This is a genomic window from Thalassovita sp. ABM4_323 (assembly GCF_056158665.1).
The window spans coordinates 29,930-49,393 of record NZ_JBSWTS010000001.1 but is presented as its reverse complement, the minus strand read 5'-3'; the positions used below and the strand labels follow the sequence as shown (position 1 = coordinate 49,393).

The following is a 19,464-nucleotide window of genomic DNA, read 5'->3' as shown; positions in this document are numbered from 1 at the left end:
GCACACACTCTGCCCCCAGAGAGGATACTCGGGGGCAGAGCACTCTTTTCAGGAAATATACTACAGCGTTACATCTGCGCTCGCCATCTCGAAGGCAGTATGGATGTCAAAGTCAGACAAGTCCCCAGGTGTGTTCTCCATCTGAAACGCCACATTCTTTTCCACTGCGAAACAGGTCCTGACATGCGCAAGCACGGCTGTCGCCACAGTTTCTATCTGTTCTGCGCTCAACTGCTGCCACCCACTTTCAAGCTTCCAGTCGACAGGCCCGCTCATCAGGCCTGATTTCATCATCTGCACGGCACTGGACAATTGCGCCTGGCAGTCTCGGGTGGTCAGAACCCGAGTGCCATCCGGCAAAGTTATCCCCCCGGTTTCATGACGCCAGCGCAAATCGGCCAACTCGGCCATGCGCTGCGCGCGCGCCTGTGTCAGTTTGGTGTCGGCTGAAATCAACTGGCTCAGGTCGATATTAGACATCGGACACCTCTTCGGTCTCGGTGGGGAGATGGATCAGACCATCCTCCTCAATTTCAATCGCTGCAGGAAATAGCAAATCTTCCGACGCACCGGCACCATGCGGCAAGATCACTGCCAGGTGCAGACACCCGTCTTTTCGCTCGATGTCCGAAGCCAGCCATCCGCAATTCACAGCCCTGCGCGGCAAAGTTGCCCCATCCGGCACACCCGAAAAATCAAAACTCTCCCCGTTGAAGCTCAAAACGTCCCCGGTCTTCACAAGTGTCAGAACCTCATCCCGGCGTTGGGGTATCAAAGTAATCTTCACGTCCTTCTCCTTAGTACCAGCGGCCCACGGCCAGCAACGAAACTTGCGTATTTTCTCCAGCGAGCCCGGTAATGCTGAGGCCACTCCAAACAGAGACTTCGTCCCAATCCGCTTGCAGGGTCCCACTGCCGGCGCGCACCTTCAAAACACCCGCGTGATCACGGATGGCTGTGTTGTCGCTGCCATCTATGACCGCCCCAACCGCATCCGCGCCAGCCCCGGCAAAAGACGCAGGAAATGTAAACGTTCCCAGCGAAGCCCGAAACACGCTGCCCGACGCTGTCGAGATGCTCAAACCCGAAACAGATACCCGCCGTGTGCAAATTTGTGTTCCATCCGCAAAGCGCACATATTCGCCGTTGGCATTAGCACCCCGCTCGATCACCGCCCCGGTTGGCACTCCTGCATTTTGGCTGACAACCCCCAACATCTGCTCTCGCGAGAGCAGGCTATGCACCTGCTCCCAGGCAGAGCTCAGGGTGGTTTTTTCATAGATGCTGATATCTTCTCCGAAATACATTCGCACCTGACCATAGTTTCCTGTCGCAACCCGTCGAGTCATGTTCAGGAACGGTTTGTACCGGGCATTCCCACTGGGAAAGGTGCTCATATCCGCCGAACTGCCGCCACCCGCATAAAATCCCGAAGGCAAGTCCTCCTGCCCGTTGTCCAACCTGACCTGTGCCAGATCCGAAGCCCCCAACCCAAAGGCCCCGACCTTCAGCAAGGTGTCCGCGGTATCGTCAAGCGCCGTACTCTGCACAGCCGTCCCAGTGATCGGAGCGTCAACCTGAATGGCACCGGGATCCGCACGCATCACCTGATGCCAAGCCAGACCGTCAGAGCTCAATTTCAGCGACCAACTGGTATCCCCCGTCAACCCCATCTCGGCATGGCCGGTCCAGCCAGACTGAAACAATACCGAGGCCGTTTCCCCTGCCCCAGACTTGTTGATTTTCAATTGGTGCCCAGCCCCGTCATGGTTCAACAACACAGCCTGGGAACTGACAGACAAGCGATTGACCGGGTCAGCGACCGCTCCGACGCCAAGGCCATCCAGATTGTCGAGTTGCGTGATCAAAGAGTGCCAGCTTCCATCTCGCCAAACCCGCAGTTCAGTCTCTGATACACCCCAAGCGCGCCATCCTTCCTGCGGCATAAGAAACATCCAAGCACTTCCATCCCAGTATGCAACGCTCCCGCCTTGCCCAGACCATGCGCCAGTAGGCGCAGCGCCCAAACCGGCCATATAGCCATCTTCCGGCTCTGCAGGAGGATCTGTCTCGGCAAAGCCCGACAGCGTCAGGTGGATCACGGCATCCAGCCTTTGCAGAGCCTCGTTATGCGTGACATGTTTCTGTGCTTGCGACGGCATCAAAAAGGGCAACTCGACCCGAGGAGAAGTTGAGGACATCCGATACTCCCGAATTTCACGACACAGCTGTGCCTTCGAAGCAGGAGTTCTACGCACAAAACTTCAACAGAAACTCAGGCCACAGTACGCATACTTCAGACCTCGTTGGGCTTTACGTCCTACTCACCCAAACCGAAATCAGACAGATTTTCCAGAATGTGTTCTTGCGGCACATCCGCCAGCTCAGGCAAGGAATATGGTCTCTGTTTCGGCGGAAAAGCATAGTAAGCCGTCTTGGGATTCAGATGCGCGGCTTGCCACCGGCGCCATACTTGCCGATAGGCTTGCCGCCCTTCCGTCACGCCGAAATCCGGATGAATGCCCGTCACAGGATTGTTTGTCAGGCTACCGGGTACATCCAAAGACAGGCTGGCGCATATCGGAAACGTGTGCATTGGTTCTCCAAGTATCGCTGCTACACGGCCCTGCATTTCCTTGTCCGCCCCAAACCGGGCACAATCCCAAGACCCCAGCGCCTCCAATAACAAAGAACGCTCAAACAAAGGTGAAACAGGGCAATGCTGCAGAACACCGTCGTGCACTTCTTTGCCTATACGCCGAATTTGGGAAAACCGCCCCTCAGGGGTCATACGCAGCATGGAATGGGCGCTGGCGCGCAGAGGGGGGCCAGCCTCCAATGCAGCACGCAGATGGCGGGCCAGTCGCATCGGGTGCGACCATTCATCGGCGTCCTGGCCCGTAATCCAATCACCTGTTGCCAGCTGCAAAGCGGTATTCTTGCTGACAAAAGGTCCAACATTGTGCCGATTGCGCAGCACACGCATCCGGCTATCCTGCTGTGCCATTTTTTGCAGGATCGGCCACGTACCATCAGTGCTGGCATCATCCACTACAATCAATTCTAGATTGCGCCAGCTTTGCTGCAAAATCGACCCTACAGATGCGCGAATTGTATCCTTGGCCTCATATGCCGCCATCAGAACGCTCACCTTTGGACCGCCTCCAATTGTAGAATGCGCAGGCGCCGACAATCGGTCAAACAGCTGGTCCCCAGACCCCAATTCCACCCCGGGTTCGCCTCGGGCGCTCAAATATGCATTCAGGTGCTTCAGCCAGACCTCGTGATCGGGCAAGGACGCATTGCAGTGCAGGATATGTACCGTATGTGCCAACTCTGGAGGCAAATCACGCGTTGCCAGTCGCACCGCCAAATCTGAGCGACCTCTCTGGGCCACAATATCCGCGGCATATAAGACCGTGTTCACATCCAGGCCGGACTGCGCGGGATCCGTATGATTCAGCGCATGTAACAAGGGATTGGCCCCACGGCGACGCGCCTTGGGATGGGTCTCAAGATAGTACTTTGCAGAGAAATCGGGGCCCGGATCATGATTGCCGCCAGCCCCATACGCCAGAAAATGCTCGGCCGGATCCGGGCCATCCCCGGCAAGATAGGTCGCTCTGTACCATTTGGAATCAAACTGCTTTGCGCCACGGATCATCCGCAACTTGTCATCATGTGAAAAGGCCATTTGCCTGCACTGTTCCTTGCTCACTCAAGGGCACCGGGCTTGGAAAACCCGGCAATCTCTCCTAATACCAGATCAGGCACACAGAACTATAGCATCCCATTTTCAATGGGACACAGAATTGGACAGATATTGAAGCGGCTGATCAGCATTTTTTCCAGGTTCCGTGCTGCCAACCTGATACTTACTGGCCCAAGCGTTGCGCTGCGGCGCCAAGACGGTGGGCGCGCCGGCGAAATCAGCGCCGTCTCTTTGCGTAAGGACCGATTGTACGTTCAAGGGAAGGCCCCTGGTGGACCGGTCACCCTGTCTATCGGACAAATGAGCACCAGCACGACGCTGCCAACCTCTGGTGGAAGCTTTCGCCTGGAATTACCACGCCCGACCGACCTGCCTTTGAATCGTTTCCGTGCGGACCTGACCGCAAATGGCCTTCCCTCGCAGACCGTGCGCCTGTTTTCTCCGGGTCCAGCTCTGCTTGCTCTGGGGCTACGTTTTGCCTTTATCCTTCTGCAACTCAGTCCCGATATCTTGCGATGGATGTGGCGCAAAGATCCTCACAGCAAGAACAAAATCAAGTCACGGCTGGGATTGAACACCACTGCAGTCACTGCCGGCCCTCTACCCAAAGACCTGTTTACGGCATCTGACCTTCATCATGTTCCAAATGGCGAACCGATCATCATCGTATTACCGGTCTTCAATGCCCACGACCTTCTGACAGAATGCTTAAAAAGGATCAGCCGCCATACGGATTTACCCTGGACATTGATCGCGATTGATGACGGCTCGGATGACCCGCAGATACGCCCGGTTCTGAAAGCCTTTGAGGCCGCTCATTCGCCTGGGCAGGTACGCCTGCTTCTAAAAGAAAAAAATGCCGGCTTCATCACCAGTGTAAACTCTGCATTCGAGACTATTCTGGCGGAAAACGCGCTATCAGATCGCCCTGTTATCCTCTTGAATACGGACGCCTGGGTGCCCGCTGACTGGGCCTCTCGTTTGATTGCGCCGCTGCGCCAGGACACATCTATCGCCAGTGTCACCCCTATGTCGAACGACGCCGAGATATTTTCCGTACCCGCCATTTGCACCCGACAAAATCTGCGCCCCGGACAAGCCGAGGCGATCGACGCCTTGGCGCGCGACCTGCCGCCCGACCCAACATTGGCCGAAGCCCCAACCGGAGTCGGGTTTTGTATGGCTCTGAGCCCGCAATATCTGCGAAAGGTTCCCCAGTTCGACACAGCTTTTGGCCGAGGCTACGGCGAAGAGGTCGACTGGTGTCAAAAAGTACGCGCCTTGGGCGGGCGGCACGTTGGCACCGCCAGGCTGTTTGTCGAACACCATGGTGGCAGCAGCTTCGGCACTGATGAAAAACGTGCATTGATAGACACGAACAACCGGATCGTGACCGCCCGCTATCCTTCCTATGATCGCGAGGTTCAGGACTTCCTAAGCACAGACCCGTTGAGAGCCCCCAGATTGGCATTGGCAGTGGCGTGGGCCGCCAGCGCAACGCCTGGGTTGGCAATTCCGATCTATATCGCTCATTCGCTGGGCGGGGGGGCCGAACATTGGCTGCACGCGCGCATCCATCTTGATGCCGAAGAGGGCGTGCCATCGATCGTTTTGCGCGTCGGCGGAAGTGCACGCTGGCAGATCGAAGTTTGGGGACCCCACGGCAATACAGCTGGCTGGACGGATGACACCGCCCAGTTACACCAACTTCTATCACCTCTGAAACAACGGCGCATCATTTACTCATGTGGTGTCGGCGACCGCGACCCCATTGAACTACCAGATTTGATGCTGTCGCTCCGAGGCGCAGAACACGACCAAATCGAAGTCTTGTTTCATGACTACTTGCCGATCTCGCCGTCTTTTACGTTGCTCGACGGCAACGGGAAATTCCACGGCGTCGTAACACCTGAGCGGCTGCAGCATCTCTCTGCCAACACGGTGAACGCGCATCAGATTCCCCGTCCAAATGGGATCACCCTGCCCTTATCAGAGTGGCAATCATCCTGGGGGTCACTATTGCACGAAGCCGACGTTATACGCGTCTTCAGCCCATCCGCCGCGCAATTCGTATCCGAAGTCTGGCCGGAACTCAGCGCACGGGTCACTGTCCGCCCACACCACCTTCTGACTGACATCCCTCACCTGGACCCCTTTCCAGAATCGCAGCCTCCAGTCCTTGCCGTGCTTGGCAATATAGCCCCGCACAAGGGGGCCCGTTTGGTGCAGGAACTCGCAAATCTATCCCCCCAACATCTTGGAGCAAAATTGATCCTAATAGGCAATATAGACCCTGAATATCCGCTTTCGCGCAAGATCCGCGTACACGGAGACTACACGCCTGCGGACATCCCTGCTCTTGTCGCCCATTACGGCATTACACATTGGCTAATTCCCTCTGTCTGGCCCGAAACCTTTTCATTTACAACGCACGAAGCCCTGGCAACCGGACGGCCCGTTTTGGCATTCGATATCGGTGCCCAAGGAGATGCTGTATTCAACGCCGACAACGGAATAGCCCTTCCCTACCGACCCGACGCAGATCACGCCGCATTGGTTGTCAATGCCCTGAAGCAGCTGACAAATCGCGCATGAGCCATCTGAGCAAAACCCTGCGGCGGCACATACCGCGCCGGGCCTGGTCCGGATATGCGGCACCCTCGGAACTCGACCGGATGCAGTTCAACGCAGACATGCGCCTACCCGAACCAACAACGCGGTATGTGATGTTCTTCACGCCTCGTTCGGGCAGCTCTTGGGTCGCGGATCTTCTCTCACGAACCAAGCGGATGGGGCGCGTTACCGAGTGCTTCAACCCGAACTTCATGCCCCGGATGACCCGCTCCGTGAATGCGGCTTCCCTGGACGAATACTGTGCTGTTCTGCCACGCCGCTTGCAATCCGGGGGCAGCTTCGGATTTCAGATCACCCTATTTCAAATGCGTGCGGTTTTCAGCCGAGACAAGGTGTTTCTGAACCGCTACGCAGACCAACCTTGGATCTGGCTCATCCGCAGTGATATCGTCCGACAGGCAATCTCTTTGTACAAGATGGAGATGGGGCAGATAACACATGCCCCGCAAATGAAAGGGCGTTCCATCACGCAGGCGGAACAAGCACTCTCGTATAATGCAAAGCGCATCCGGTACTGGCTGGAACATGTCCTATCAATGGAAGAAGAGACCGAAGCCCTGTTCCGCCATGCCGGACAGCAGCCCCTGCGCATGAACTATGAACGCAACGCGGAAATGAAGCCCAATCACATTGCAAACGTCATCGCTCGTCATGCTGGGCGTGACACAATGCGGATGAAAGCCCTGCAAAGCCCCCATAGCAAGATTGCCACACTTCAAAACACGGAATTCGCGGAACGCTTTCGCGACGAAAACGCGGAGTTACTGAAACGAGTCACCGAGGAACGCGCGGAAAGGGTCGAAAAAAGTCTCTATTATGGCCCAAAGGGCAGTTATTAGACGCGCCCGGATACAGCCGCAAGCCGCAACATTACGTCGCCCAGGCCACTCTGTCGACGGACCCCCATGGCTCTCAATCCGCCCCCACAGCATCCACGCCCCAGGCCGGTCTTCCAGTTAGAAAAACGACTAAGCAACTGTTGATTGTCTTCGGTCAATTCCGAAGATAGCCGCTGCAACGCGATCAGGTTGCGATCAATCCAATCCCCATACTGCCCGCTCCAAATCATTCCGAACCGCCCCAGCGCCTGCCGCCCTCCGCGGTTTGCCCCCAGCAAGTTATGATCGTGCTGCCGATAATATAAACTGGGCTCATCGTCATTGATGACCAGACCACCAACACCCGTCAGCATCAGGTATATCCACCAATCATGATGAGCCACCCCAGCCTCCAGCGCAGCAAAAGCAGTTCTGCGCAACACGCTCACCGCGACGGGATCCAACACCAGTGTATTCCCCGCCAGAACATTTTGCACCAAAGCATTGCCGAACACAGGTTGCCTTGGACGGTAACGGGACACACGGCGTGAGACCAATGCCTCGTCTGTCAAAACAGTCCGGCTTGCATAGCCACGCGGACGACCGCCATCCTGTTCTTGTAACATGCCTACAGCGCGCTCTAGGCGATCTGAGAACCACACATCATCCTGATCGGACAGCGCCACCCAGGCCCCTTCCGGCAAATCAGCGCGCTCCAGAAGGGATAGAAAATTAGCAGCGCTCCCCTGCCCCGGCCCCTCCAACATATGGACGTTTCGTTCAGGATGATCGACGGAAAACTGCTGAATGATCTGGCGTGTTAAATCCACCGAGCCGTCATCACTGACATAAAGCGACCAGTCCGTGTGGCTTTGCGCCAGAAAAGACTCCAGCTGAGCAGACAGATGCTGTGCTCCGTTCCAGGTGCCCATCAGGATGCATACATGCACTGACATGATCCGCCGCCGTCCTTTTTTATAGCTTCTACTGGCCAACTAAGGACAGTGTATGTAGGAGTGAATCACATTGTTCAATCAAGCGATGCGATACTTTTTGTTCCCAACTCTCCGTTTCTTAACATGACCGATACTTCACCCAGCCTGTCCTCCGTCCCCCCGGCCCGCCCTCGCAGACGCCACTGGCTGGCCGCGATCAGCTTCCTGTTGGTCGTCGTCGGTCTCCCTTTGCTCTCCGCCTGGTACCTATGGGAACGCGCCTCCGAGCGCTATGTCTCGACTGTTGGTTTCTCGGTAAGAACCGAGGAACTGGGTTCGGCTATTGAAATGCTGGGAGGGATCGCTGAGCTTTCCGGTTCCAGTTCTTCTGACACGGAAATCCTGTACAACTTCATCCAAAGTCAGGAACTGGTCCGTCAAGCAGATGAAAGCCTGGACCTGCGATCGCTCTGGGCTAAAGGGGATGCCGAAAAGGACCCAATCTTTGCCTTTGCCCCCCCCGGCTCCATTGAAGATCTCGTCAAATACTGGCGCCGCATGGTCAAAGTCTACAACTACGATAATGGGTTGCTGGAATTGCATGTACAGGCGTTTGATCCCGCAGATGCCCAGGTAATTGCGCAATATATCTATGATGCCAGTTCCGAGATGATCAACCGATTGTCCGCAATTGCACGTGAAGATGCTACGCGCTATGCCCGGGAAGAACTGGACCAGTCTGTTGAAAGACTGAAAGATGCCCGCGCAGCTTTGACCCAGTTTCGCAACGAAACACAGATTGTGGACCCCTCTGCCTCGGTCCAAAGTCAGATGGGCTTGCTGTCCTCGCTACAATTGCAATTGGCGGAAACCCTGATCGACCTGGACATCATGTTACAGACGGCATCAGAAACCGACCCGCGCGTTACGCAGCTCACCCGCCGCGTGGCTGTGATCGAATCCCGGATCGAACAAGAGAGAGACAAGCTTGGGATCGGGGCAAACAACCGCCAAGGTAGTGAGGCATTCGCCAGCCTTGTCGGAGAGTTCGAACGCCTGGCCGTGGATCAGAAGTTCGCCGAGGCGTCCTACACCGCGGCCCTGGCCGCATATGATGCTTCGGTTGCCGAAGCCCGACGCAAAAGCCGCTATCTCGCCGCTCACGTTCGCCCGACCTTGGCCGAAACCGCTGAGCATCCTCAGCGCATGTCGATCCTGATGCTCAGCATTTTGTTCTGTTTTCTGACTTGGTCAATCGCGGTTCTGGCAGCATATGCGCTGCGTGATCGCCGCTGAGGTCCGGCATGATCGTCCTGAAGAACCTGACAAAAGTCTTTTCAATGAGAGGACAGCACAAAACGGTCGCGGACAATATCAACGCCACCTTTCCGACCGGGGTTTCCGTCGGTCTTCTGGGCCGTAACGGCGCTGGAAAATCGACCCTGTTAAAGCTGATTGCAGGGACAACCCACCCCACATCCGGCGAAGTTTTATCGACTGGAACAATCTCTTTCCCTGTGGGGCTGGCAAACTCGTTGCACCCAGATCTGACTGGCGCACAAAACACCCGGTTCGTGGCACGCATCTACGGCGCCGACACCGATGCGCTAATGCAGTATGTCGAAGAGTTTGCCGACCTCGGCGAGCATTTCCATTTACCCGTCCGCTCCTATTCATCAGGCATGCGCGGCCGACTAAGCTTTGGCATCAACATGGGATTGGATTTTGACACCTACCTTGTGGACGAAGTCACGGCGGTGGGCGATGCCTCGTTCAAAAAGAAAAGCCGCGATGTTTTCCTGAACCGAATGAAAGATGCAGGAGCCGTGTTCGTTAGTCACTCGATGGGCACCATCCGGGAATTATGTACAGCTGGCGCCTATCTTGAAAACGGTCATCTGAGGTATTTCAACGAGGTCGAAGACGCGATCGACCACTATATGTTCAGCCTCGATGAATCCATGTCGCATCTGATGCCTGCCCTACCTGAAGGCACGGCGCAAATGAAGTTCCCTCGTGACGCCCGGATGCTGTTTGGAATTGGCCTGCCCCAAACCCGGCAAGATTGGCTGGGCGATTGCCTTCGACGCCACCGCCCTTGTCACTTTGGCAAGAACCGCGAGCCGCATTACTTCGATGTTCGAGCAGGGCTGTCCGACATCATCAAAGACCGCCGCATGAAAACAGCCCAACAACTGGCAAACCGCTTGCGCACAGAAGAGCCTGATCAACAGCGTAATACCCTGCGTCTGCTCAGCGAAGTCAGCGACCTGGTTACGATCCACACGGCCCCGCAAGACGGAGATGATCGGCACGACGCCTACCTGGAATATGTCCTGACCGGGCGCAAGACACAGCCTGTCATCTGCGATTTCACACCGACCTATAGCCTCCTGTCCTCGGAGGATTTCGTCGAAATGTCGTCGGTGGGCTGGGCAAGGTTTGTCTGCGTTCTAAGGGACCCGGCTGACCGCCTGTGGGCGAATATCTGGGACAGCCTGCCCGGCAAGAACCGAACGGCTAAAGCTTGCGCTGATGCTGCTCGGAAACTGATCACAGCCCCCGAAGATATGTTTCAGATCTATCCCGCGGCTGATTACGTCCGCCTGTTCGAGGCCGTAGACAGCGCCATAACCGAGGACCGTATATTCTGGTTGTTCCACGAAGACCTGACCGGGCGGGATGCGCTGCGCAATTTTAGTGACTACCTGGATATCCCGAACGTACCGGAAATCAGTCTGCCACCACTGCCAGCTCCGACAGAGCCACCTCTGCCTGCTGACATCCGGGCGGGGCTGGTAAAGGTTCTATCCCCGCAATACCAAGCGGCGCAAACGCGGTTCAAAGAAAAACTTCCAAAAAACTGGTTGTCTTGAAACCCGAGTTTTTTACAGCTCCAGCATATCCCGGTGATACCGCCGCAGGAAAAGCAAGCCTAACAGTAAGCTGACGGCCGCGACGCCAAACACATAGGCTGGGGACACATACTTTGCCTCATACTGCAAAAAGAATGCCCCACGCATTTCACCCGTCGCATGGATCACCGGGTTGAACCAAAGGTAGTCCGAGTACGGGGTGGGAATATTTTCCAACAGCAAGATCACGCCAGACAGCACGAACATTGGGCGCATGAGGATGCCCCATATCATCTGCCAAAGGGGAAACATCGTGATCAAAAAACAATTCAGAGTGCCGACCCCGACCCCCAAAGCGATCGCCATTGAATACGCCAAAATAGCCCGATCCAACTCCAGAACGGTTCGTGTTTCCCACGCCATGGTGATTGCAAACAAAAGAATGAAGCCAACCATCAGATTGGTGGTCACCGTAAGAACCATCCTTGAAATCAGCGTATCCATAAAGGTTACACGCGGGTAATTCAAAAGGGCCTTAGAATAGTTGATCGCCTGAGCCATCTTGTTGCTGGCTACCGAGAACATAGAGAAAGGCAACAGGCCTGTGGCATAGAAGATTGGGAAGTTGTCCCCCAAGGGCGGCGTCTTGAATCCAAGAGAGAAAACCAGCGACAACAGAGCAATCCCCAAGGCGGGTTCAAGCACTGTCCACACATACCCCCCCGGGGAACGGCCATAGGTCGACGTCATTTCACGCAAAATCAGCGCCAGAATATTTCGCAAGCTGACGAAACGCACGGTTTCTCGCACCGGTGCAAGTTGCTTTTGAGCTGGGCGAGAGGCATCCATGAGCATCAATCCATTGTTACGCTACAGACCAGTAAGATAGCGCGAAACGCTCGTGGACAGCAACGCCACAGCACCCCAGCCATTGCAGAACCTTTCGCGTGCGAAAGATTTAATCTCGGCCTCGTTCCAGCAGCCAGCGCGTCAAGTCTGCACATAACTCTGATGTAACGGCGGATCCGCTGATCTGTATCTTTCCCTCGGCCGATTTCATCCGAATACCAGGCGCCAATTCAGAGATTGTTGTGTCTCTGTTTCGGGGATCAGACCCCTTTTTTCGACCAGCTACCGCAGCCAACAGAACCTGGGTTTCCGCGTCTGGTGTGTCAGGGACCTCCTGGCGCAAAGCCTCGATGATCCGGTCAATCACAGCGGGCTCATCCGCCAACGCTTTGCTCAAAGTCAGGCCTGTCCGTTCAGTCATCTGGGCAGGAAACCGCAGCTCGCCATCCAATGCCGAAACGACGGGTAGAAATGACTTGATTTTGGACCTTTTCGGGTAAGAGGCAGAAGAAAAAAGACTTTGTAGCGCCTGTTTCTCAGTCTCAAACACGCCCGAGTTCAGTGCTTTCAGCACAATCCGCGCCCGTTCAAAAAAGGATAGGTTTGCCCGAATTTCGTTCTCTTCAACCATGGCCACATAGGCTTCTGCCTGATCGCGCGGTTGGCGTAGCAAAGCCAGCACCGTATCGAAACGCTCTTCGCCAGTCTCTTCAGACAGAGCGCGCAATGCTTGCAGCCGCCTCCACCCGGAAATCAGGCCAAACCGTGTGCGCCCATCTGCAGCCAAAGGAAGCGACGTCACCTCAATCGGAGTTTGCTGCCCACGCGCCTCGAGGCTCTGTTTCAGGGCCTGCATCTCTTCTGGGTCACTTCCCATCCGGTCGCGCACCAGGTGATCGCTTACGATACTGTCCAGAGGCAAGGCCTGGATCATCCGCCCCTCGGCCTGAGCTTTTTCCAAAACATCCGAGACTTCACGCACCGCTGCTGCCGCCGAGATATCTCCGGCGACCTGGGCAATCGGGGGGCGGCTGCTTACAGAGACAGGAGAGGGAGATGCAGGATCCAAAAAACCAGATTGTGCCGGGGTAAGACGTTTCCGTTTAGCCATGGTTTTGCTCCTGTACCTGTTGGTGTTCCAGTTCTTCCCGGCGCCAAGTCCCAATCAACAGCCGTTTGAACGCAGCATAGGTCGCATCAAAAGTCTGTCGCCCACGCACATAGGTTTCGCGGTTGAAATCCCGATAATCCGCTTCGTAAATGCCATTCACCTGTTCGCCAGCCTGCCCAATCAGTGCCGTAAAATCCTGTCTGTGCGGGGACAGGACTGGCCCAAGATAGGCCTGCATTAACGCCGCCAATTCAGCTTGCTGTCCGCTGTCGTAGCGCGTGATCACAGCTCTCACAGCATCCCATTCGAATTGTAACCCTTCACGCCCCAAAGCGCGCGCGGCTATGTTTTCGGCCTCTTCGATCGAAGAAAAGGTGGAGTTCAGCATATCGAAAAACCGCCCCGTAAAGTCAAACTCCAGAAAGGACGCCCCTAGAGGCACCAACAGAATGTCCGCCGCAGCCAAACCGTTGATTGTCAGGTAACCAAGAGCAGGAGGCGTATCCAGGAAGATCAGGTCATATTCTTCCAGGACCCCGTCCTCGGCCAGCGTATCCGTCAGCGCATCCCACAGCTTCCAGCCTCGTCCCTGCATGCGCCATACCGGGATCTGAAACTCAGCCCAATACAGATTCAACTGCGCTCCGATCAGGTTGATGTTGGGCCAATGGGTGGGCTGTATCAGGTCCTGCGCCTTTACGTTCAAAGCATCTGACAGGGTATCATCCAGTGGAATAGGATCCTCGCCGCGGGCGATCCGGCTTTGGTTATCGGCCTGCAAATGCCGTCCGTAATGCCGGGCGATCAGCGGAAAGACTGTTTGCCATTCATCCTTGATATTCCCACCAAAGATCGAGGTCATCGAACCCTGGCTGTCTAAATCCACGACCAGCACGCGATAGCCATCCAAAGCTGCCGACATGGCCAGATGGGCACAGGTTGATGTCTTGCCAACACCGCCTTTGAAGTTAGCTACGGCCACAATCTTGGCGTCCAGACCTTCCGGGCGATAGGGGCGGTATTCTTTGGCTTGGCTACCTTCTGCTGCGAAATGTGCCCGTAAGGTTAGAACTTCGTCCAGAGTGAACCATTTTGCTCCGGCTTCTGTGGAAGATTGGCCTTGGGGCAGATTGGGGTTCTGACGCAGCACACGGCGAAAATGGGCAGGCGCAACAGGGATAAGATACCGTGTGATTTCCCATGTAGAGAAACGTCGCAATGTACGATGACCTTCGGGGTTCAAGCCTCGGCTGGCCAGGTCATTGCGACCCTGTGCGCAAGATTGTGCTATCCGGGCAAAGTCGGCAGTGCCGGTTGGGTTTCCAAGCTCATTAAGCGCTTGGTCTGGATCAATGTTGAAATAAGGAGGAAGAGAGAGAGTATCACCGGTCATGCTTCGCCTCATGTGCTTCTTTTGGCGCAGAATATCAAAAAAGATAGCACATGTAACCCAATAGAGTACATGCAGTGATTTCTTCAGTAAATTCGGGGGGATAAGTCTGAACAAAATCCTTAAAAGAAAGAGCTTTGCGAGGATCTGGGCAGATTTTGCTAAGTTATTTTAAGTTATTTATAGGTTACGGGTTTTGCGGTGATCTCATAAGTAACTGTTTTCATTTTATAATTCAGTAGTTCTTTTGGTTACAGCGATTCTGAAACCACGCTTAAGTGACTCTGAACCCCCGATAAAGCGATTCCGAACCCCCGCTAGGCTGGCGGCAAGGCTGGACTCTGTGCTGTGGATAACTTTAAGTTGGGTGTTACTGAAACCACGTTGGATCAAGAGGCTCCGTTCAGAGAGACCAGGTATCCGCAGGCACGGCCGGGCAGGGCCAGAAGGACAGGCAGACATGGGCCGCGCGATTGCACCGGCACCCGGGGGGTTGGCCCCTGATCGTCACCCGACATCTGATTTCTTTATTTGCGATATTTTCGATGCCGCGCCCAAAGATGACATGGGGTCGATGGAACATCCGATGTTTTCGCTTTCTACACGGCCTGATCGGCGGATCCTGAACTATGAACACAATGGGACCCGTATCGAGGTGACCCCTTCGGTCAAGGGTTTGGCCACGATTCACGACAAGGATATTTTGATTTATTGCATCAGCCAGTTGATGGCTGCGGTGAATGCCGGGCGGCAGATTGGTCGAACCTTGCAACTGCGGGCCCATGATTTGCTGGTGGCAACAAACCGCGAGACCAGCGGTGACAGCTACAAGCGCTTGCGCGAGTCCTTTGAACGTTTGGCCGGGACGCGGATCACCACCAATTTCGAAACCGGAGGCGAAGAGGTGACAACCGGGTTCGGTATGATCGAAAGCTGGCAGATTGTCCGCAAGAGCCGGGGAGGGCGCATGGTCAGTGTTGCTGTGACCTTGTCGGATTGGCTGTATCGCGCGGTATTGTCCAAGTCTGTTTTGACACTGTCACGTGATTACTTCCGGCTGCGTAAACCGCTTGAGCGCAGAATTTATGAGCTGGCGCGCAAACATTGTGGGCGTCAGCCTGCATGGCAGGTCTCGGTTGAAACTTTGCTGAAGAAATCCGGGTCCGCGTCACCCCGCCGGGTGTTTCGCAAAATGGTGCGCGACATGATCGCGGCAGACCAGCTGCCTGATTACCGGTTGTCCGAAGAGCCCGGAGACATCATTCGTGTCACCCCGCGCAGTTCGATGGTCGAATCTGCCACCGATATGCGTACACCACTGCTGAAGCCCGAGACGCTTGAACAGGCGCGTACGTTGGTGCCGGGGGCGGATGTCTATGCCCTGCAAGCGGACTGGCAGGCCATGTGGCGCAGCTCGGGCAGCCCGGTCTTGCGCAGCCCCGACAAGGCGTTTCTGGGGTGGCTTAAAAAACGATAAATCCCGACGGATGTTGAGGCGGATTTTGGGCATCTGCGTTTTCAAGCAGTCGAAGGCGTTAATGTGGTGCGGAATGGGGCGTCGGCTGTGGTCAACCGAGGGGCTTCTAAGGTAAAATAGCTAGGATTGGTCGCTCGTGTGATGGGCGATGTTTTACCTGTCTGGAGAGAACTAATTTGAACATCGAGAAGACGGCGCTTGACGGCGTATTGATACTGTCACCAGCCCGATTTGGCGATCACCGCGGGTTTTTTTCCGAAAGCTATAGTCGCAAGGTCATGTTCGAGCATGGCGTTGATATCGAGTTTGTGCAGGACAACCATTCGCTTTCGCGTGAGGTAGGAACGATTCGAGGGCTGCATTTTCAGGCCCCTCCTCATGCGCAGGATAAGCTGGTGCGCTGCGGCAAAGGCGCGCTGTTCGATGTGGCCGTAGATATTCGGGCCGGCAGTCCGACTTATGGACAATGGGTCGGTTGCGAACTGAGCTTTGAGAATGGGCGCCAACTGTTGGTGCCAGCCGGGTTTGCCCATGGGTTTGTAACCCTGCAGCCCGATACAGAGATTATCTACAAATGTTCGGACTATTACGCGCCGGAAACCGAGGGCGCGTTGATTTGGAACGATCCGGATATTGGCATTGAGTGGCCGCTCTCTGGTGATCCGGTTCTCAGCGGCAAGGATGCTGTGGCGCCTGGCCTGCAAGGTTTTGATAGTCCGTTCACCTGGGAGAGTTGAGCTATGAAAATCCTAGTAACTGGTGGCGCCGGGTTCATTGGATCGGCTGTTGTTCGACTGGCGATTGCGCGAGGGCACCATGTTGTGAACCTGGATGCGCTGACCTATGCCGCCTGTCTGGAAAATGTTGCCAGCGTGGCTGACAGTCCGAACTATGCGTTTGAACATGTCGATATTCGGGACCGTGCCGCTTTGGAGCGGGTTTTTACTCAGCATCGCCCTGATGCGGTGATGCACCTTGCCGCTGAATCTCATGTGGACCGGTCGATTGACGGGCCCGGAGATTTCATCGAAACGAATATCACCGGCACCTACAACATGCTCGAGGCCGCCCGTGCGTATTGGGTTGGGCAGGGGCGCCCCGAAAGCTTCCGGTTCCATCACATTAGTACAGACGAGGTGTTTGGGTCTTTGCCAGCTGACCCGGACGTACAGTTCACCGAGGACACGCCTTATGACCCACGTAGTCCCTATTCCGCCTCGAAAGCGTCTTCTGACCATCTGGTGCGCGCCTGGCACGAGACCTATGGGCTGCCGGTTGTTCTGACGAATTGTTCGAACAACTATGGCCCTTACCATTTTCCTGAAAAACTGGTGCCGGTCATCATTCTGAATGCCTTGGCGGGCAAGGAGCTGCCGATCTATGGCGATGGTTCCAATATCCGCGACTGGCTGTATGTCGAGGATCACGCCGATGCTTTGTTATTGGTGGTGGACAAGGGCGAACTGGGCCGATCCTATAATATTGGTGGTGAAAACGAGCGGACCAATTTGCAGCTGGTTCAGACTTTGTGTGGGATACTGGATGAGTTGCGGCCGAAACCGGCGGGCTCCTATGCCGATCAAATCACCTTTGTGACCGATCGGCCGGGACATGATGCGCGCTATGCGATTGATCCAACACGTATCCGCACCGAACTGGAATGGCGCCCCAGCGTCACGGTTGAAGAGGGGCTGCGCCGCACTGTTGCCTGGTACCTGGAAAACGAAGCTTGGTGGAAACCGCTGCAATCTCGGCACGGTGTTGGGCAACGTTTGGGAACCGGCACCGATAGCGGAAAAGGTGCGGCATGATCCTGGTATTCGGAAAGACGGGGCAGGTGGCCACAGAGTTGCAGCGTCAGGCGGATGTGACTGCGCTGGGGCGGGACGAGGCGGATCTGTCTGATCCCGATGCCTGTGCTGCGGCAATCCACGCGGCGGCACCACAGGCCGTTATCAACGCTGCCGCCTACACAGCTGTCGATCGTGCCGAGGACGAAGAACCCCTGGCCACCCGGGTCAATGGTGACGCGCCGGGGGCGATGGCTCGGGCCTGTGCAGAGTTGGACATTCCGTTCGTGCATGTCTCTACGGACTATGTTTTCGATGGTACTGGCGAACAGCCTTGGCAGGAAACAGACCCTGTTGCACCGCAAAATGCCTATGGGCGCTCAAAGCTGGCGGGCGAAAATGCGGTGCGGGATGCGGGGGGGCGTTATGCGATCCTGCGGACGTCGTGGGTGTTTTCCGCCCATGGAGCGAATTTCGTCAAAACCATGCTGCGCCTTTCGGAAACCCGGGATACATTGAGTGTGGTCGATGATCAGATCGGAGGCCCCACGCCGGCCGATGCGATTGCTGCCGCGTGCCTGTCGATCGCCCAACAATTGCAGCAGAATGCTGACAAGGCGGGTATCTATCATTTCTCTGGCATGCCGGATGCAAGTTGGAAAGCTTTCGCATGCGAAACATTCACACGCGCGGGGCGGAGTGTGGATGTGGCCGGAATTCCCACGTCAGACTATCCGACGCCCGCCGTGCGGCCCCTGAATTCCAGGCTGGATTGTTCCGCATTGCAACGGGTCTTTGGGATTGCCCGCCCTGATTGGCGCGATGCGTTGGATCGCGTTCTACAAGATCTGGGCGTTGGGCCCACGGATAATTTTACAAAGGACGATTTGAAACCATGACACAGCGCAAAGGTATTATTCTGGCGGGGGGGTCGGGCACGCGGCTTTACCCCATCACCATCGGCGTTTCGAAGCAATTGCTGCCGATCTATGATAAACCGATGATCTATTATCCATTGACTGTGTTGATGCTGGCAGGCATCCGCGAGATCGCGATGATCACAACTCCGCAGGATCAGGATCAATTCATGCGAACGCTGGGGGATGGCAGCCAGTGGGGAATTTCGCTGACCTATATCGTTCAACCCAGTCCCGATGGATTGGCCCAAGCATATCTGTTGGCCGAAGATTTTCTGGATGGTGCCCCGTCGGCGATGGTGTTGGGCGACAATATATTCTTTGGCCATGGCTTGCCGGGCATGCTGGCCGAGGCTGACAGTCAGAACAGCGGCGGGACGGTCTTTGGCTATCACGTGGCCGATCCTGAACGCTATGGCGTGGTGGATTTCGATGACGCGGGAAATGCCCGCTCGATCATTGAAAAACCCGAGGTGCCGCCGTCGTCTTATGCGGTGACGGGCCTGTATTTTCTGGATGGCACTGCTCCGCAGCGGGCGCGAGATGTGAAGCCCTCGCCTCGCGGCGAGTTGGAGATCACGACGCTTTTGGAAAGCTATCTGTCTGACGGGGCGCTATCGGTGAAACGGATGGGCCGTGGCTATGCCTGGCTGGATACCGGCACGCATGGCTCGTTGCTGGATGCGGGGAATTTCGTGCGCACTCTGACCAAGCGGCAGGGGCAGCAAGTGGGCAGCCCGGATGAGGTCGCTTTCCAGATGGGCTGGATTGATACGAAGGCTTTGCTGCAACGTGCCGGTCGGTTCGCCAAGAATGAGTATGGCGCTTACCTTGAGGCATTGGCTAAGGGCAGCCTGTAGCTGGGCATTCAAAAGAATTTAGAAAAGCTGTCAGCAAACGCCGTTTTGCTGCCATAAAACTCTAAGAAACCGTTAACGCCCCTGGCTCACCTTGTTCCACGTGGGAAAAGGGTGAG

16 protein-coding genes and 1 pseudogene are annotated in these 19,464 nt (G+C 55.7%); 9 read left to right on the top strand and 8 right to left on the bottom strand.

Going from position 1 to position 19,464, the window contains the following annotated elements:
* Positions 1-60 precede the first annotated feature (60 nt).
* The 4 genes from ACXADQ_RS00190 to ACXADQ_RS00175 all read right to left on the bottom strand — a co-directional run bounded on the left by ACXADQ_RS00190 (position 61) and on the right by ACXADQ_RS00175 (position 3,718).
* Positions 61-480, bottom strand: coding sequence for a DUF4376 domain-containing protein (locus tag ACXADQ_RS00190; RefSeq protein WP_475313628.1), 420 nt, complete (start codon positions 478-480; stop codon positions 61-63).
* Complete coding sequence (locus ACXADQ_RS00185; protein ID WP_475313625.1) at positions 473-787, bottom strand: hypothetical protein; 315 nt, start codon at positions 785-787, stop codon at positions 473-475. Before ACXADQ_RS00185 ends, ACXADQ_RS00190 begins: the two co-directional genes overlap by 8 nt.
* A gap of 10 nt (positions 788-797) precedes the next feature.
* On the bottom strand, positions 798-2,201 hold the full coding sequence (locus tag ACXADQ_RS00180; protein ID WP_475313621.1) for a DUF2793 domain-containing protein: 1,404 nt from the start codon (positions 2,199-2,201) through the stop codon (positions 798-800).
* A gap of 119 nt (positions 2,202-2,320) precedes the next feature.
* Entirely contained in the window at positions 2,321-3,718 is a 1,398-nt protein-coding gene (locus tag ACXADQ_RS00175) for a glycosyltransferase family 2 protein (protein ID WP_475313617.1), read from the bottom strand.
* A gap of 15 nt (positions 3,719-3,733) precedes the next feature.
* On the opposite strand from ACXADQ_RS00175, the gene ACXADQ_RS00170 reads away from it, so the two are divergent.
* Together ACXADQ_RS00170 and ACXADQ_RS00165 are read left to right on the top strand one after the other, a co-directional pair.
* Positions 3,734-6,307, top strand: coding sequence for a glycosyltransferase (locus ACXADQ_RS00170; protein ID WP_475313613.1), 2,574 nt, complete (start codon positions 3,734-3,736; stop codon positions 6,305-6,307).
* Between the two features lie 80 nt (positions 6,308-6,387).
* Complete coding sequence (locus tag ACXADQ_RS00165) at positions 6,388-7,185, top strand: Stf0 family sulfotransferase (RefSeq protein ID WP_475313608.1); 798 nt, start codon at positions 6,388-6,390, stop codon at positions 7,183-7,185.
* Here the strand turns inward: ACXADQ_RS00165 and ACXADQ_RS00160 are convergent.
* On the bottom strand, positions 7,182-8,096 hold the full coding sequence (locus ACXADQ_RS00160) for a glycosyltransferase (RefSeq protein ID WP_475313603.1): 915 nt from the start codon (positions 8,094-8,096) through the stop codon (positions 7,182-7,184). The two genes, ACXADQ_RS00165 and ACXADQ_RS00160, sit on opposite strands and share 4 nt — an antisense overlap.
* Before the next feature lie 84 nt (positions 8,097-8,180).
* Between ACXADQ_RS00160 and ACXADQ_RS00155 the strand changes: the two genes are divergently transcribed.
* Together ACXADQ_RS00155 and ACXADQ_RS00150 are read left to right on the top strand one after the other, a co-directional pair.
* The gene (locus ACXADQ_RS00155; protein WP_475313599.1) at positions 8,181-9,395 is read left to right on the top strand and encodes a KpsE/RkpR family capsule polysaccharide export protein; all 1,215 of its coding nucleotides are present in this window, start codon (positions 8,181-8,183) and stop codon (positions 9,393-9,395) included.
* 8 nt (positions 9,396-9,403) lie between these two features.
* Positions 9,404-10,039, top strand: a pseudogene (locus tag ACXADQ_RS00150) (ABC transporter ATP-binding protein); the annotation flags it as partial.
* Between the two features lie 948 nt (positions 10,040-10,987).
* Here ACXADQ_RS00150 and ACXADQ_RS00145 read toward each other — a convergent pair.
* The 3 genes from ACXADQ_RS00145 to ACXADQ_RS00135 all read right to left on the bottom strand — a co-directional run bounded on the left by ACXADQ_RS00145 (position 10,988) and on the right by ACXADQ_RS00135 (position 14,307).
* On the bottom strand, positions 10,988-11,803 hold the full coding sequence (locus tag ACXADQ_RS00145) for an ABC transporter permease (protein WP_475313594.1): 816 nt from the start codon (positions 11,801-11,803) through the stop codon (positions 10,988-10,990).
* Positions 11,804-11,912: 109 nt separating this feature from the next.
* Positions 11,913-12,914: a ParB/RepB/Spo0J family partition protein gene (locus tag ACXADQ_RS00140; protein WP_475313590.1), complete on the bottom strand. Its 1,002-nt coding sequence runs from the start codon at positions 12,912-12,914 to the stop codon at positions 11,913-11,915.
* On the bottom strand, positions 12,907-14,307 hold the full coding sequence (locus ACXADQ_RS00135; protein ID WP_475313666.1) for an AAA family ATPase: 1,401 nt from the start codon (positions 14,305-14,307) through the stop codon (positions 12,907-12,909). Before ACXADQ_RS00135 ends, ACXADQ_RS00140 begins: the two co-directional genes overlap by 8 nt.
* A 457-nt stretch (positions 14,308-14,764) precedes the next feature.
* Between ACXADQ_RS00135 and ACXADQ_RS00130 the strand changes: the two genes are divergently transcribed.
* The 5 genes from ACXADQ_RS00130 (at position 14,765) to rfbA (ending at position 19,348) form a co-directional block, all read left to right on the top strand.
* Entirely contained in the window at positions 14,765-15,781 is a 1,017-nt protein-coding gene (locus ACXADQ_RS00130) for a replication initiator protein A (protein ID WP_475313588.1), read from the top strand.
* Between the two features lie 176 nt (positions 15,782-15,957).
* A complete protein-coding gene (gene rfbC / locus ACXADQ_RS00125) occupies positions 15,958-16,518 on the top strand; it encodes a dTDP-4-dehydrorhamnose 3,5-epimerase (protein WP_475313585.1) in 561 nt (186 codons plus the stop codon).
* Positions 16,519-16,521: 3 nt separating this feature from the next.
* Positions 16,522-17,592, top strand: coding sequence for a dTDP-glucose 4,6-dehydratase (gene rfbB, locus ACXADQ_RS00120; protein ID WP_475313583.1), 1,071 nt, complete (start codon positions 16,522-16,524; stop codon positions 17,590-17,592).
* Entirely contained in the window at positions 17,589-18,470 is an 882-nt protein-coding gene (rfbD, locus tag ACXADQ_RS00115) for a dTDP-4-dehydrorhamnose reductase (RefSeq protein WP_475313580.1), read from the top strand. Before rfbB ends, rfbD begins: the two co-directional genes overlap by 4 nt.
* The gene (gene rfbA / locus ACXADQ_RS00110; protein WP_475313576.1) at positions 18,467-19,348 is read left to right on the top strand and encodes a glucose-1-phosphate thymidylyltransferase RfbA; all 882 of its coding nucleotides are present in this window, start codon (positions 18,467-18,469) and stop codon (positions 19,346-19,348) included. Before rfbD ends, rfbA begins: the two co-directional genes overlap by 4 nt.
* The last annotated feature ends 116 nt before the right edge of the window (positions 19,349-19,464 follow it).